Below are 14,733 nucleotides of genomic sequence, written 5' to 3'. Positions count from 1 at the left end.
CTGTTAAACGATCGATTAATATCCACAGCCAGATTGGCACAGAAAAAGTTATAAAATAGAAATTTCTAAAGTAGGTCCTGCAGGATGGGGATCAGCGGCTCATCGGCCGGCGGCATGGGGTAATCGCGCAGCGCCTGCGGCTTGACCCACTTGATCGCCTGCCCTTCGCGGCCGACAGGAATGCCCTCGAAACGACGGCAGACGTAAAGCGGCATCAGAAGGTGGAATTTCTCGTAGGTGTGGCTGGCGAAGGTGAGCGGCGCCAGGCACGCGACCTTGGTCGTGATCCCGAGCTCTTCGTGAAGCTCGCGCACCAGCGTCTCCTCCGGCGTCTCGCCCGGCTCCATCTTGCCGCCGGGAAATTCCCAGAGGCCGGCGAGCGATTTCCCTTCGGGCCGCTGCGCCAACAGGATGCGGCCATCCGTGTCGATCAACGCGCAGGCAACGACGAGGAGAATGCTGTGGCCAGTATTGCTCACGCTTGTCGCGCTCATCGGCAAATATCCCGCCGCCAGTAGGAATAGCGATAGGCCTCGACGAAGCCGAGCCGTTCGTAGAGCGCGATCGCAGGCACATTGCCGGTCTTGACCTGCAACCAGGCCGAGCGGGCGCTGCGCATCCGCGCCCAGCGCAGAGCCGATGTCAGAATCTCGAGGCCCAAGCCCTCGCGGCGACGCGAGGGCGTGACGGAGAGCGACATGATGCCGGCCAGATCGTTGTCCTGCACGCAGAGCACGGTCGCCAGCGGGCCCGTTTCCGGATCTTCCACCATGAACAGACCGGATGGCGGCTTGATCGCGTTGATCACTTCGGCGAGCGCCGGCTTCAGCTTCGTCGACACCTGGTCGGTCGCCAGATTGGCGTCCACGAAGCGGCTGATGTCATGCGTCGGCAGGTGATCGAGCGTATCCGGCAGATCGGCATTGGCGAGATCGCAGGTCATGACGATGGTTTCGTCGAACGGCGTCCAGCCCTCGGCCTTCACCAGGTCGATCAGCACGGGCGAGGCCAGCGGCGTCTGTCGCAGCACCGCCGGGCGGCCATAGGCCTCGAACTTGCGGCTCGCCTTGGCAAGCCGGATCTCGACATCGCGATGATCCGACGGATCGAGCGGCACGATCGAGTTCAGCCGGTTCGACGGATGCCCCGCCGTCAGCCGCACCTGCCAGCTGCCGTCGTAGACAACCGACGAGGCAGGCCAGGCCCGGAAACCGACGGCTTCCAGCCTGCGCACGAGCGGCAGATTTGCCTTCTTGGGGAATGCTTCAGTCAATGAAAAATCAGCTCCGGTAGTCACCGTTGATGGCGACATACTCCTTTGTGAGGTCGCACGTCCAGACCGTTGCCGTACCGTTTCCGAGGCCGATTTCGACCTTCACCGGAATGTCCTGCTTTTTCATGACGTTGGAGGCGGCCTCTTCCGAGTAGCCGGCATCACGTTCGCCATTGACGGCAACGCGCACGTCGCCGAACCAGATGGCGAGGCGGTCGCGATCGGCCATTTCGCCGGATTTGCCGACGGCCATGACGATACGGCCCCAGTTGGCGTCCTCGCCGGCGGCCGCGGTCTTGACCAGCGGCGAATTGGCGATCGACAGCGCGATCGTCTTGGCGGCAGCATCGCTTTCGGCACCCGTCACGGTGATCTCGAGCATCTTGGTGGCGCCTTCGCCGTCGCGCACGACCTGCAGCGCCAGATCCTTGAGGAGATCGTTGAGCGCGGCGCGGAACGATGCGAGGCGCGGATCGTCGGCCGTCTCGACGCGAACCTGGCCGTCTTCGGCGGCAGCACCGGTGGCAAACAGCATGAGCGTGTCGGATGTCGAGGTGTCGCTGTCGACGGTCATCGAGTTGAAGGTCGGATCGACACCGGCGGAAAGCATCGCCTGCAGCGCTGCCGGCGCGATGTCGGCGTCGGTGACGACGAAGGAGAGCATCGTCGCCATGTCGGGCGCGATCATGCCGGCGCCCTTGGCGATGCCGTTGATCGAGACCGCAACGCCGCCGATCTCGGCCGTGCGGGTCGCGACCTTCGGATAGGTGTCGGTGGTCATGATCGCCTTGGCGGCCTCGAACCAGAAATCACCGGTAGCGTCGGAATAGAGCGTGTCGAGCACGCCGGAAAACTTGGTGGCGTCGAGCGGCTCGCCGATGACGCCGGTGGAGGCGAGGAAAATCTCGCTCTCGCTGCAGCCGACGGCGGCTGCCGCGGACTTGGCGGTGAGCGCGGTCGCTTCACGGCCCTTCACGCCGGTAAAGGCGTTGGCATTGCCGGAATTGACGACCACGGCGCGCGCAACGCCGCCGGGCAGGTTGGCGCGGCAGAAATCGACGGGTGCCGACGGGCACTTGGAACGGGTGAAGACACCGGCAACGGCCGCCGGCTTGTCGAACACCATCATCAGGACGTCGGTGCGGTTCTTGTACTTGATCCCCGCCGAGGCGGTCGCCATGCGAACACCGCGTAGTGCTGGCATGGACACGAAGGTTTTGGGAGCGAGCGGGGAGACGGAACCGGACATGATCATCGACCTGGCATGAAAGGGGATACGGAAGGGCCCGGAAAAACCGGGCCCTCGATGGATACTGTTACTGCTGAGCCGGCGCTGCTGCGGGCGCGTCACCCGGCTGCGGCTGCTTGTTGGCGTCGTCATAGCCCTTGCGCAGGGCTTCGTCCGTGATGTCGATCTTGGACTTTTCCTTGGCGGAGGCGAGAAGCGCAAGATACTTGTCGCGCATGACGAGCTGACGAACCTGATCCTTGACCTGGTCGTAAGCCGGAGGAGCGGCGTCGCGCTTATCCTCGACGAGGATGACGTGGTAGCCGAAATCGGTCTTCACCGGCGTCTTGGTGTAGGCACCCTTGTCGAGCGCGAAAGCCGCGTCTTCGAATTCCTTGACCATGCGGCCCTTGGTGAAATAGCCGAGATCGCCGCCGTCAGCCTTGTTCGGGTCGGTGGACTTTTCCTTGGCGAGGTCGGCGAAGTTCTTGCCGGCGTCGAGCTGCTTGATGACGTCCTTGGCTTCGTCTTCCGTCTTCACCAGGATGTGGCGGGCGTGAACTTCTTCCTGCTTCGGAAGAGCCGCTACTTCCTTGTCGTAGCGTGCCTTGACTTCAGCATCGGTCACGGTGTCGACGACGTGCTTCTTGAAGTAGGCGTTGTGCAGCTCGCGATCGGCGAGGTACTGCATGCGCTTCTTGAACTCAGCCGACTGGTCGAGCTTCTCAGCGGCCGCGTCCTTGGCAAGCAGCTTCACGTCGATGGCAGCGGAAAGTGCAGCGACCTTCTTCTGGTCGTCAGGCAGCTGCGCCAGCTGCGGATCGAGGTTGGCGATCGCCAGGTCGAGTTCCGACTGGTGGATTTCGACATCGCCGACCTTGGCAACGACGGCGTCAGCGCCGTCCTGTGCCCGCACCGGCGCCTGGAAGGCGACGAACGTGGCGAGTGCCATCACGGCGATTCTGTTGTAGTTCAACATCAAACATTCCTTCACAGTTAACCCACCGGCTTCAACTTCTTGAATCCTGCCCTGAAACAGGCATCAACACTGGAATGTGGCCTTTCTATATCAGCCAAATCCGTTGACATCATTCGACCCCCCTCTTATCTGTCACGCAACCTCGCGTCCAGAAAAGTTTCCTGGCGTTTCGATACGTGCGCCCGAAATTCGGCCGGGCCGCCCTTACGAGAAGCCCGGGATGAATATTCAGAAAGGACCAGTCGTATGGTCAGCTTTGGCGGCATCGCCCGCAAACTATTTGGCTCCGCCAATGATCGCCGCGTGCGGTCCTTCCAGCCGAACGTCGCCGCAATCAATGCGATTGAGGAAAAGACCAAGGCGCTGTCCGACGAACAGCTCGCCGCCCAGACGGTGGAGTTCCGCAAGCTGCTCGCCGAAGGCAAGACGCTCGACGACATCCTCGTCCCGGCCTTTGCCGTCGTGCGCGAAGCCTCGCGCCGCGTGCTCGGCATGCGCCCCTTCGACGTCCAGCTGATCGGCGGCATGATCCTTCATTCCAACGCGATCGCGGAAATGAAGACGGGTGAAGGCAAGACGCTGGTCGGCACGCTTCCCGTCTATCTGAACGCGCTGTCGGGCAAGGGCGTCCACGTCGTTACCGTCAACGACTACCTCGCCCAGCGCGACGCGGCCACCATGTCGCGCCTCTACAGCTTCCTCGGCCTGACCACGGGCGTCATCGTCCACGGTCTGTCGGACGAGGAACGCGCGGCGGCCTATGGCTGCGACATCACCTACGCGACCAACAACGAACTCGGCTTCGATTATCTGCGTGATAACATGAAGTACGAGAAGGGCCAGATGGTTCAGCGCGGCCACAACTACGCCATCGTCGACGAAGTGGACTCGATCCTCGTCGACGAAGCGCGCACGCCGCTGATCATCTCCGGTCCGCTCGACGACCGCTCCGATCTCTACAACACGATCGACACCTTCATCCCGCTGCTCGTCGAGAGCGACTACGAGATCGACGAAAAGCAGCGTTCGGCCAACTTCTCCGAAGAAGGCACCGAGAAACTCGAAAACCTCCTGCGTGAAGCCGGCCTCTTGAAGGGCGCCAGCCTCTACGACATCGAGAACGTCGCGATCGTCCACCACGTCAACAACGCGCTGAAGGCCCACAAGCTCTTCACCCGCGACAAGGACTACATCGTCCGCAACGACGAGATCGTCATCATCGACGAATTTACCGGCCGCATGATGCCGGGCCGCCGTTATTCGGAAGGCCAGCACCAGGCGCTGGAAGCCAAGGAACATGTGAAGATCCAGCCTGAGAACCAGACGCTGGCACAGATCACCTTCCAGAACTACTTCCGCATGTACGACAAGCTCGGCGGCATGACCGGTACCGCGCAGACGGAAGCGGAAGAATTCGGCAACATCTACGGTCTCGACGTCGTCGAAGTACCGACCAACCTGCCGATCCAGCGTATCGACGAAGACGACGAGGTCTACCGGACCTTCGAAGAGAAGTACAAGGCGATCATCGCCGAAATTGCCGACGCTCAGAAGCGCGGCCAGCCGGTTCTCGTTGGCACGACCTCGATCGAAAAATCCGAACTGCTCGCCGACCTCATGCGCAAGCAGGGCTTCAACAACTTCCAGGTTCTGAACGCCCGCTACCACGAGCAGGAAGCCTATATCGTCGCCCAGGCCGGCGTGCCCGGCGCGGTCACCATCGCCACCAACATGGCGGGTCGCGGTACCGACATTCAGCTCGGCGGCAACCTCGACATGCGTGTCGAGCGTGAGCTCGGCGAAGTCGAGGAAGGTCCGGAGCGCGACGCCAAGATCGAGGCGATCCGCGAAGAGATCAAGCAGCTCAAGGAAAAGGCGCTGGCCGCCGGCGGCCTCTACGTCATCGCCACCGAACGCCACGAAAGCCGCCGTATCGACAACCAGCTGCGCGGCCGTTCCGGCCGTCAGGGCGACCCGGGCCGCTCGAAGTTCTATCTCTCGCTTCAGGACGACCTGATGCGCATCTTCGGCTCGGACCGTATGGATTCGATGCTGACCAAGCTCGGTCTCAAGGAAGGCGAAGCGATCGTCCATCCCTGGATCAACAAGGCTCTGGAACGCGCGCAGAAGAAGGTCGAAGCCCGCAACTTCGATATCCGCAAGAACCTCTTGAAGTACGACGACGTTCTGAACGACCAGCGCAAGGTGGTCTTCGAACAGCGCCTCGAGCTGATGGAAGCAACCAACATTTCCGAGACCGTTTCCGACATGCGTCGCGAAGTGATCGAGGATCTGGTTCAAAAGCACATCCCCGAGCGCGCCTACGCCGAACAGTGGGATGCCGTCGGCCTCAAGGAGCAGGCCAACGCGCTCCTCAATCTCGATCTGCCGATCGAGGACTGGGTCAAGGAAGAGGGCATCGGCGAAGACGATATCCGCGAACGCCTGACGGAAGCGGCCAACGCCGTCTTCACCGAAAAGGCCGAGCGCTTCGGCGACGACATCATGCATTACGTCGAGCGTTCGATCGTCATGCAGACGCTGGACGCGCTGTGGCGCGAGCACATCGTCAATCTCGACCACCTGCGTTCCGTCGTCGGTTTCCGTGGCTACGCCCAGCGTGACCCGCTGCAGGAATACAAGTCGGAAGCCTTCGAGCTTTTCAACACGCTGCTCAACAGCCTCCGCCAGGCCGTCACCGCCCAGCTGATGCGTGTCGAACTGGTGCAGCAGGAGCAGCCGGAACCGCCGGCCATGCAGGCGCACCACATCGACCCCAATACCGGCGAAGACGAGTTCGGCTCGGTCTACCAAGCATCGGAAGTCATCGTTGCGCCTGAAAACCGCAACCCCGACGACCCTGCAACCTGGGGCAAGGTCGGCCGCAACGAGGTCTGCCCCTGCGGTTCGGGCAAGAAGTACAAGCACTGCCACGGCGCCTTCGAGCAGGCCTGAGACCTGATCGAGACCTGAGATCGAAGCCCTCGCGACCTGGATGTCGCGAGGGCTTTTTCATGCGCTACGCCCACAACTTCCAATTTCATATTCCGCTCGAAATTCAGCCGCAAAACAGTCGCTTTGTTCGCCGAGCTTGCGCCGATATCAGAATTGATTTCAGGGACACGCGATGAACCGCACCGCTTACAAGGCCCCTTATTTCAGCCAATGGGAAACAGCGTCGATGACGCCCTCCATGCTGGAGCGCGGCGCTTCCGCCTTGCTTGATGATCCGCTCTGGCAGCAATCCGGCGCCGACAGCGTCGAGGAATATGCGCGCTGGTCCGTCAACATCTGTGGTATGGCCTGCCTGAAGATGATCCTTGCCGCCAGGGGCGAAGACCACCGCATCATCGACCTCGCACGCGGCTGCACCCGCTTCGGCGGTTATGTCGTCAACGAAGAAGACCAATCGATCAAGGGGCTGATCTACGCGCCCTTCGTCACCTATGTCGGCGAAACCTTCGGCCTCGACGCGAAAACGATCACCGGCCTTCAGACACCTGGTATCGCCGACATCCTGAAGGAGAACGCCTTCTTCATCGCCTCGGTCAACAGCCAGATCCGCTGGCCGGACCGCCAGCCGCCTTCAAAGGGCGGCCATCTCGTGCTGGTGACGGCCGCAAGCGCCGATACCATCCGCTTCCACAACCCATCCGGCCATGACGAAGCCAGCCAGGCCGACGTCGAGCTGCCGATCGAGACCTTCGACCGCTTCTTCGCCAATCGCGGCGTCGCGATCCGGCTCGACCGATAACAACGATCCAAGGGGACCCATCCGCCATGCCGACACAGCCCGCCCGCCCGACATCGCCCCGCCCGCGCATCGCCATCCTCTTCGGCGGCCGCTCGCCGGAGCACGACGTCTCCGTCCTCTCGGCAACCAATGTCGTCGCAGCACTCGACGCAGAGCGTTACGACGTCCTGCCGATCTTCGTGACCAGGGAAGGAAAATGGCGGCTCCTGCCCAAGGGCACCACGCTGTCGGCTGCCGCCAAGGCCGAGGAAGCCGTCGAGGTCAGCCTTCTGCCGGGCGGCCAGGGCCGCATGCTCGCCATCCCGCAAGGCGCGCAGCCCTATGAAGTCCCCGCGATCGACGTCCTCTTCCCCGTTCTGCATGGAATGCATGGCGAGGACGGCTCGATCCAGGGGCTGGCATCCGTTGCCCGCGTGCCGCTCGCCGGCTGCGGCCTGCTCGGATCGGTGACCGCGATCGACAAGGACATTGCCAAGCGCCTGCTCCGGGAAGCTGAGCTACCCGTGGCGAAAGCGCTCTGCATCGAGGAAGACAGCGTGCCGACTTTCGACGCCGCCTCGCGCCAACTCGGCCTGCCGCTCTTCATCAAGCCCGCCCGCCAGGGCTCCTCGGTCGGCGTCAGCAAGGTCAGGACGCAAGCGGATTTCGCCGCCGCGCTTGCCGAGGGCTTCAAGCACGACACTAAGCTCCTCGCCGAAGAATTCATCGCCGGCCGCGAGATCGAGTTCAGCGTGCTTGAGCACGCAAATGGCGAAATCACAGTCTCGCTGCCGGGCGAAATCGCGCCGGCCGAAAGCCACGGTTTTTACAGCTACGAAGCGAAATATATCGATGAAGCAGGCGCAGCACTCCGCGTGCCCGCGCAGCTGCCGAAGGAGACAGAGGACGAGCTGCGCAAGACCGCGCGCCAGGCCTTCAAGGCGCTCGGCTGCGACGGCATGGCCCGCGTCGATTTCTTCCTGATGCAGGACATGTCCTTCGTCGTCAACGAGCTCAACACCATACCCGGCTTCACCAATATCAGCATGTACGCCAAGGCCATGGCGGCGTCGGGCGTCAGCTACGCCGAGGTGCTGGATGTCCTGATAGACAGGGCGCTGACGCGCGGCGGCGGCTGACGCCTTGAGTTGGGGACAGGTTAAGCCTGAGGGCTCCGTCACAACCGTTTCTTAACCGTGTCATGCCACTACTCTAGGCACGATTTGCCAGAGAGTTTTGCGTGTCCATTATGGCGGTCATCGAGACGGCGGAGAAGATGCTACCGGCGAGCCTGCGTCCTGCGGGCGGTCGCCTTCTTCGCATGCTCGGCGATATCATGACGAAGCGCGGCGAAAAGGCCGCCGCCCAGCGCATGGCGCTCACCGCATTTGCGATCCGCGTCATCAGCGCCGCCCTCGCATTTCTCTCGCAAATCATCCTGGCCCGCCTGATGGGCGAGTACGAATACGGCATCTTCGTCTTCGTCTGGGTGCTGATCGTTCTCTTCGGCGATCTCTCCTGCCTCGGCTTCCACACCGCCATCGTCCGCTTCCTGCCGCAATACAAGGCATCGGGCGCCTTCGAGGAAATTCGCGGACTGACCGGCACCGCCCGGATCTTCGGCCTGCTGTCCGGAACCGCGGTGCTCGCCATCGGCATGGTCGGCCTGCATCTCTTCGGCGATCGCATCCAGAGCTATTACGTCGTGCCGATATTCCTCGGCCTGCTCGCCATGCCGATGATCGCGCTGGGCGACATACTGGAGGGCACCTCGCGCGCCAATCACTGGCCCGTCATGGCGCTGAGCCCCGTCTATATCATCCGCCCGATCCTGATCATCAGCTGCATGCTTGCAGCGATCGGCCTCGGCGCGCCGCACACGGCGGTCACCGCCATGCAGGCGGCGCTGGTCGCAACCTACCTCACTGCGCTCGGCCAGTATGTGGCAACCCTCATCCGCCTGCGCCGGCATTATCACCAGGGTCCGAGCAAGGTCGACTTCCTGAGCTGGCTAAGCGTCGCCTTCCCCATCTTCCTGATCGAGGGCGTCAGCTTCCTGCTCACCAATTCCGACGTCGTCGTCGTCGGCATTTTCCTTGAGCCGCACGAAGTCGCCATCTACTTCGCCGCCGCGAAAACCATGGCGCTGGTTCACTTCATCAATTTCTCGGTCAAGGCTGCTTCCGGCCCGCGCTTTTCCAGCATCATCGCCGAAGGCACCCGCGCCGAGCTTGCCGCCGCCGCCTTCGATGCCGCCAGATGGACCTTCTGGCCGGCGTTGGCGGTCGGTCTCGTCGTGCTCGCGGCCGGTCATCTGCTACTGTCGCTCTTCGGCGGCGCCTTTACGGCAGGCTATGTGCTGATGGCGATCCTGCTTGCCGGCATTCTCGCCAAGGCGCTGGTAGGGCCCGCAGAAACATTGCTGATGATGGCCGGAAAGCAGAATATCTGCGTCGCGCTCTATGCCGGCGCGCTGACGGCAAACGTCACCCTCAACATTCTCCTCATCCCCCATTTCGGCATCGAGGGCGCGGCGATCGCCACGGCCTCCGCCATGGGCGTCGAGGCGGTGCTCTTGCATCTCGCAGTCCGCCGCACGCTCGGCATCGCCCTCTTCGCCTTCGCCAGACCGGCCAGCGCCGGCAACGATATGGAAGCCTGACAGTATGGTGCGCAATCCTCCCGGAACCCAGACCACAGACTCGACCGCCAACCGCATGGTCCACGAGCTGGCATCGCTGGAATTCGATGCACCGCAGGCCGAAGCCCGCGTCGAGATCGGCCGCCCCGGCCGCGAGCTCTGCGTGTATTCCGGCAAGCTCGGCTACGACCTGCAGGACGAGCTGGATTTCCTGTCCAACCGCGCGCTGGAGCCGAATGTCTTCTTCACCGGCCGCTTCCTGGCGCCTGCCATGCCGCGTCTTGACGACCGCGAGGTCAATTTCGCGCTGCTGCGCGACCAGAACGAGACCCGCAGCCGCCTGCGCGTGCTGATGCCGTTCTCGGTCGAAAAGCCGGGCTTCGCCGTCGGCCCCTCGATCATCCGCGTGTGGGCCAACAGCTTCGCGCCGCTGGGCACGCCGCTGCTCGACGGCGAGGATGCCGCCGAAACGCTCGACAATTTCCTCGAGGGCCTGACCGCCCGCGACCTGCGCATGCCCGGCATCCTGGTGCTGCCGGATCTGCGCCTGAACGGCATCTTCGCCCGCATGATCCGCGCCGTCGCCATCGGCCGCAACCTGCCGATCACGACCACCAACCCCTATCTGCGCCCGATGCTGCAGAGCGACGAGGACGCCGTCGCCTATCTGCGCCAGTCGGTCTCCTCCTCGCACATGCGCGAGATGCGCCGGCAATGGCGGCTGCTCGAGGAGAAGGGCACGGTCGTCTACAACGTCGCCCGCCAGCCGCGCGACATCCATATGCGCTTCGAGGAGTTCCTGGCGCTCGAAGCCGGCGGCTGGAAGGGCAAGAAGCGCAGCGCGCTGGTCACCGACCGCCTGCACATGGCCTTTGCCCGCGAGGCGATCTCCAACCTGGCCGCCGTCGACGCCGTGCGTATCCACTCGATCGACTTCAACGGCAAATCGATCGCCTCCACCGTCGTGCTGATGATGGGCGGCGAGGCCTACACCTGGAAGACCGCCTATGACGAGGCCTACGCCCGCTATTCGCCGGGCAAGCTCTTGATGGGCGAACTCACCGAATGGCACCTCGACGACGCCAACATCGTCCGCTCCGACAGCTGCGCCGTCCCCGACCATCCGATCATGAGCCGCTTCTGGCAGGAACGCGAAGAGATGGGCACCGTCGTCATCGGCCTCAACCAGAACGCCGACCGCGACGTCCGCCAGGTCGCCACCCAGCTCCACCTCTACAGCAGCACCCGCAATGTCGCGAAGATGCTGCGGCAGAAGATCATGTCGCTGGCTGGGCGGGGGTGAGGTGCGGGCCTCAAGAGCGGCCCCATCTGATGCCGACAGCAAGCCGTCGTTGATGTCGTGCCGTGGGGTACCCCCCTCTGCCCTGCCGGGCATCTCCCCCACAGGTGGGGAGATTGGCTAGGCTTACCCGCTCGCTCCTGCCTCAAAGTTTTGCGAAGACCTCTCCACGAGTCGATCTCCCCCCTTGTGGGGGAGATGCCCGGCAGGGCAGAGGGGGGTATCACGCGGTAAAATCTGAACGAAAGGCGTCGGCCACAGACGGCGCGCCAACCACACACCACAAAACCCCGCGCCGGAGACCTCTCCGCGACGGCATGGCAGGATGGGAATGGGCAGGCAACGTTTGGTATAGAATAGGAATGTCAGGCAATATCGCCTGCCCGATCATATCGAGGTTTCCGGATATCCAGGCCGACAGGAGCGTCTCTCGGCCTTTCGCTTCCGGACGGATGTCAGATCCTGACGACCCAATCATCCACCTTTCAACAACCATCACCGGACGCCGGGCTTGCGCCCTGATGTGTCAGATCCGGTTCGCGACCCGGCTCCCTGTCCAATGACGACATCAGTATCGGCTGGATGGTTTCAGCGGGGATGGATGGGAAAAATCGAATACGCAAGTGGCTGATATCAAGGCGATATCTCTCGCCGCGCAAGATTATTATCCCCGCGTCCTACCCCTCCCCCACCGCCCGCTCCCGCAACATCCGCCGGATCACCTTGCCCGACGTCGTCAGCGGCAGCGCATCGACGAACGCCACCTCGCGCGGATATTCGTGCATCGACAGCCGCATCTTCACCCAGTCGCGGATCTCCGCCGCCAGCGTGTCGCTTGCCGCAAACCCCGGCGCCAGTACCACGTAAGCCTTGACGATCTCGGTGCGCAGCGCGTCGGGCTTCCCCACCGCCGCCGCCATCTGCACGGCCGGATGGCCGCTCAGGCAGTCCTCGATCTCGGCCGGGCCGATGCGGTAGCCGGATGAGGTGATGACGTCGTCGTCGCGGCCGAGGAAGGTGATGTAACCGTCATCGTCCTGCCGGCCAAGATCGCCTGTCAGCAGCCAGTCGCCGGCGAATTTGCGCGCGGTCGCCTCCGCGTCGTTCCAATAGCCAAGAAACATCACCGGATCGGGCCGCGCGATCGCAATCTGGCCGACGGCGCCCGGCGCCAGCACCGCGCCGGACTCATCGACGATCGCCACCTTATGCCCCGGCACCGCCTTGCCGATCGCCCCCGGCTTGCTCACGCCAAGCGCGGCGTTCGAGGAGAGCACGAAATTGCACTCCGTCTGCCCGTAGAATTCGTTGACCTCGATGCCGAGCGTGCGGCTCGCCCAATCATGCGTCTCCGCCCCCAGCGCCTCGCCGGCAGCGCCGATGGTGCGGAGCTTGAGATCGTATCGCTGACGCGGATCGGGCACCGATTTCATCAGCCGCAGGGCCGTCGGCGGAATGAAGCCGTTGCGCACCTCCATCTCGGCCATGATCCTGTAGGCCATGTCGGCATCGAATTTCTGCGCCGGCGAAGAGACCACGGGCACGCCGAGCATCAGGCTCGGAAGCAGCGCGTTGAGCAGCCCGCCGGCCCAGGCCCAATCCGACGGCGTCCACATCCGGTCGCCCGGTTGCGGAAAACCCTCATGCGCGAACTGGATGCCCGGAATATGCCCGGCGAGCACCCGGTGCCCATGCAGCGCTCCCTTCGGCGCACCCGTTGTGCCCGAGGTGAAGATCATCAGCGCCGGCTCGTCTGGCCCGGTCGGCGGCACGTCGAAGCTGGTTGAATGGCGTTCGACAAGGCCGGCGAAGGAGACGACGCCACCGCCATCTTCCGCGGCATCGACGCTGATCACCGTCTTGAGGTCCGGCAGACGATCGCGGATCTCATGGACACGCTCGAAGCCGAAGCCGTTGGTCACGACGGCGGCCGCACCCGATGTCTTCAGCCGATATTCCAGCGCCTCGACGCCGAAGAGCAGCGCCAGCGGCACCGCAATCGCGCCCATCTTGTAGATCGCCATATGGGCGATCACCGTCTCGAAGGACTGCGGCAGAAGCAGCGCCACCCGATCGCCTTTTGCGAGACCCTGCGCGACGAGCCCATTGGCAAGCGAGGCCGAGCGCGCCGCAAGCACGCCATAGCTCAACGAGAGATGATCGCCATCCGGGCTGAAATGCTGAAGACAGATCCGCTCCGGCTCGCGCGCCGCCCAATCGTCCGAACACACCCGGCCGATGTTGAAATGCTCAGGGATCGTCCAGGCGAAATCGCGGTAGAGATCGTCATAGCGAGCGCGCGGCGGCAGCTTCATGGGCGCAGGATCATCAGTGGGGTCTCGGTCGCGATCTTAGATCAAGGGGGCAAAAGTCCGTTTATGCTGCAGCAGCTAACACCCTGGGCGCGGCTCACGCAAGCGTGAAGCCGGATCGTCCTTCCCGCCCCGGGGAACGCATGGTTGTTTGCTGCCGCCGCTGCCAATCTGGCGGGTAGCGCCCTAGATAGGGGTAGCGCCAGGGTTTCTTTTCTCATCACGGAGTGATTTCATGGAATACGTCAAATTCGGCGGCACCGGCCTCGAAGTCTCGAAGATCTGCCTGGGCTGCATGACCTTCGGCGAGCCCGGCCGCGGCAATCACAGCTGGACGCAGGCCGAGGAGCCGAGCCGCGCGCTGATAAGGCAGGCGCTCGAAGCCGGCATCAACTTCCTCGACACCGCCAACACCTATTCCGACGGCTCGTCCGAGGAAATCGTCGGCCGCGCTATCCGCGATTTTTCGCGCCGCGACGAGATCGTGCTCGCCACCAAGGTCTTCAACCGCATGCGCCCCGGACCGAACGGCGCCGGCCTGTCGCGCAAGGCGATCTTCGACGAGATCGACAACAGCCTGAAGCGCCTCGGCACCGATTATGTCGACCTCTATCAGATCCACCGCTTCGACCCGACGACGCCGATCGAGGAGACGCTGGAGGCGTTGCATGATGTCGTGAAGGCGGGCAAGGCGCGCTATATCGGCGCGTCGTCCATGCATGCCTGGCAGTTCGCCAAGATGATATATACGTCAAGGGCCAATGGCTGGACGCCATTCGTCAGCATGCAGGACCATCTGAACCTGCTCTACCGCGAGGAAGAGCGCGAGATGCTGCCCTTCTGCCAGGACCAGAAGATCGCCGTCATCCCCTGGAGCCCGCTGGCGCGCGGGCGCCTGACCCGCGACCATGACGAAAAGACCGCCCGCAGCGAGACCGACGAATTCGGCAAGACGCTCTACCAGCAGGCCGAGGACGCGGACCGCGCGATCATCGGCAAGGTCGGCGATCTCGCCAAGAAACACGGTGTCTCCCGCGCCCAGATCGCCACCGCCTGGATCCTGCAGAAGAGCGCCGTCACCGCCCCGATCATCGGCGCCTCGAAATCCGGTCATATCGACGACGCCGTCGGCGCGCTCTCCGTCAAGCTCTCCGCCGAGGATGTCGCTGCGCTGGAAGAGCCCTACGTGCCGCACCGCGTCGAGGGCTTCAAATAAGGTGCCGGACACCGGCCTGCCTCGCTCAGGTAGGCCGCGTCCCCATCCCCA

At 63.4% G+C, this 14,733-nt stretch carries 11 protein-coding genes; 6 read left to right on the top strand and 5 right to left on the bottom strand.

Going from position 1 to position 14,733, the window contains the following annotated elements:
* Positions 1–65: 65 nt before the first annotated feature.
* The 4 genes from mutT to ACCD05_RS18965 all read right to left on the bottom strand — a co-directional run bounded on the left by mutT (position 66) and on the right by ACCD05_RS18965 (position 3,480).
* The gene (mutT, locus tag ACCD05_RS18980; RefSeq protein WP_413394620.1) at positions 66–494 is read right to left on the bottom strand and encodes an 8-oxo-dGTP diphosphatase MutT; all 429 of its coding nucleotides are present in this window, start codon (positions 492–494) and stop codon (positions 66–68) included.
* On the bottom strand, positions 491–1,312 hold the full coding sequence (locus tag ACCD05_RS18975; RefSeq protein WP_413394618.1) for a GNAT family N-acetyltransferase: 822 nt from the start codon (positions 1,310–1,312) through the stop codon (positions 491–493). The genes mutT and ACCD05_RS18975 overlap by 4 nt, the downstream gene beginning before the upstream one ends.
* Positions 1,281–2,522: a bifunctional glutamate N-acetyltransferase/amino-acid acetyltransferase ArgJ gene (gene argJ / locus ACCD05_RS18970; protein WP_413394616.1), complete on the bottom strand. Its 1,242-nt coding sequence runs from the start codon at positions 2,520–2,522 to the stop codon at positions 1,281–1,283. Before argJ ends, ACCD05_RS18975 begins: the two co-directional genes overlap by 32 nt.
* 67 nt (positions 2,523–2,589) lie before the next feature.
* Positions 2,590–3,480 (bottom strand): peptidylprolyl isomerase, encoded by an 891-nt coding sequence (locus ACCD05_RS18965; protein ID WP_111564836.1) that lies wholly within the window; start codon positions 3,478–3,480, stop codon positions 2,590–2,592.
* 246 nt (positions 3,481–3,726) lie between these two features.
* Here ACCD05_RS18965 and secA point away from each other — a divergent pair, with 246 nt between their 5' ends.
* From secA to ACCD05_RS18940, 5 genes are all read left to right on the top strand, one after another.
* Entirely contained in the window at positions 3,727–6,435 is a 2,709-nt protein-coding gene (gene secA, locus ACCD05_RS18960) for a preprotein translocase subunit SecA (RefSeq protein WP_113235388.1), read from the top strand.
* Positions 6,436–6,607: 172 nt separating this feature from the next.
* Entirely contained in the window at positions 6,608–7,234 is a 627-nt protein-coding gene (locus tag ACCD05_RS18955; protein ID WP_413394613.1) for a C39 family peptidase, read from the top strand.
* 26 nt (positions 7,235–7,260) lie between these two features.
* On the top strand, positions 7,261–8,352 hold the full coding sequence (locus tag ACCD05_RS18950; protein ID WP_413394611.1) for a D-alanine--D-alanine ligase family protein: 1,092 nt from the start codon (positions 7,261–7,263) through the stop codon (positions 8,350–8,352).
* Positions 8,353–8,462: 110 nt separating this feature from the next.
* A complete protein-coding gene (locus ACCD05_RS18945; RefSeq protein ID WP_413394711.1) occupies positions 8,463–9,875 on the top strand; it encodes a lipopolysaccharide biosynthesis protein in 1,413 nt (470 codons plus the stop codon).
* Between the two features lie 4 nt (positions 9,876–9,879).
* On the top strand, positions 9,880–11,157 hold the full coding sequence (locus ACCD05_RS18940) for a GNAT family N-acetyltransferase (protein ID WP_112950915.1): 1,278 nt from the start codon (positions 9,880–9,882) through the stop codon (positions 11,155–11,157).
* A 674-nt stretch (positions 11,158–11,831) separates the two neighbouring features.
* On the opposite strand, the gene ACCD05_RS18935 is transcribed toward ACCD05_RS18940, so the two are convergent.
* Positions 11,832–13,469: an AMP-binding protein gene (locus ACCD05_RS18935; protein WP_413394609.1), complete on the bottom strand. Its 1,638-nt coding sequence runs from the start codon at positions 13,467–13,469 to the stop codon at positions 11,832–11,834.
* A gap of 232 nt (positions 13,470–13,701) precedes the next feature.
* Between ACCD05_RS18935 and ACCD05_RS18930 the strand changes: the two genes are divergently transcribed.
* Positions 13,702–14,682, top strand: coding sequence for an aldo/keto reductase (locus ACCD05_RS18930; protein ID WP_413394607.1), 981 nt, complete (start codon positions 13,702–13,704; stop codon positions 14,680–14,682).
* Positions 14,683–14,733: the final 51 nt, after the last annotated feature.

The sequence above is a fragment of the Rhizobium sp. Rhizsp42 genome (genome assembly GCF_047304155.1).
Classification (GTDB): Bacteria; Pseudomonadota; Alphaproteobacteria; order Rhizobiales; family Rhizobiaceae; genus Rhizobium.
Note: the sequence above shows the minus strand (reverse complement) of the source record. Positions and strands in the feature narration are given on the sequence as shown.